Origin of the sequence: Microbacterium sp. H6 (assembly GCF_003314775.1) — a bacterium.
Classification (GTDB): Bacteria; Actinomycetota; Actinomycetes; order Actinomycetales; family Microbacteriaceae; genus Microbacterium; species Microbacterium oxydans.
In genome coordinates, this window is the sequence record NZ_QOAY01000225.1 from 3,073 (window position 1) to 4,166 (window position 1,094).

1 protein-coding gene is annotated in these 1,094 nt (G+C 69.7%); it reads left to right on the plus strand.

Features of this window, described 5'->3' with window-relative positions; all coding sequences use genetic code 11:
* Positions 1-1,094: rhamnulokinase family protein (locus DSP71_RS14715; RefSeq protein WP_258546471.1), on the plus strand; the 1,094-nt coding region annotated here is incomplete at both ends.

The following is a 1,094-nucleotide window of genomic DNA, read 5'->3' on the forward strand; positions in this document are numbered from 1 at the left end:
GTTCTCCTCGCCGAGCCGTTTCACTACCGCGACTCCCGCACGGCTCAGGGCGTCGCCGAGGTGCACGCCATCGTGCCGTTCTCTGAGCTGTACGCTCGCAACGGCCTGCAGTTCCTGCCGTTCAACACCCTGTACCAGTACCGGGTGGACGAACGGATGACCGCGGCCGACACCGTGCTCCTCCTCCCCGATCTGGTCGCATTCCTCCTCACCGGTGCCAGCGTCGCCGAGCGCACGAACGCCTCCACGACGGGGCTGCTGAGCATCGACGACGGTGATTGGGACACCGACCTCGCGACGCGCATCGGCATCCCGCCGCGTCTCCTGCCTCCGTTGGTCGACCCCGGCGCGGTGATCGGGTCGCTGCAGCCCGAGCTCGCCGAACTCGTCGGCAAGGCTCTCCCCGTGATCGCCGTCGGGTCGCACGACACCGCCTCTGCCGTCGTCGCCGTCCCCATGACATCGCCCTCAGCCGCCTACATCTCGTGCGGCACGTGGGGCCTGGTGGGTCTGGAACTGGCGGAGCCCGTGCTGACGGATGCGGCGCGCGAGGCGAACTTCACGCACGAGCTCGGCGTAGACGGTCGATACCGCTTCCTGCACAACGTCACCGGCCTGTGGCTGCTGAGTGAGAGCGTGCGGGCGTGGGAAGCTCAGGACGGTGCACGCATCGACCTGACCGAGCTGCTCGCGGAGGCGGCCGCCGTATCGGACGACGTACCGCTGTTCGATGCGAACGATCCTTCGCTCAGTGCACCCGGCGACATGCCCAGCCGCATCGCGACGCTGGTCGAGGCGTCAGGAGCATCCGCTCCGACGGAGCGAGCCGTGTTCACGCGCAGCATCGTGGAGAGTATCGCCGCGGCGTTCGCCGAGACCGTGCGAGCGGCGTCCGACCTCTCCGGGCGTGAGGTCGACGTGATCCACCTCGTCGGCGGCGGATCCTTGAACGCGCTCCTCTGCCAGGCCATCGCCGATCGTTCGGCCCTGCCGGTGCTGGCCGGCCCCGTCGAGGCGACCGCGCTCGGCAACGTGCTCGTGCAGGCGCGTGCGCTGGGCGCAGCGGTCACCGACCTGGAGGGGCTGCGCGAGCT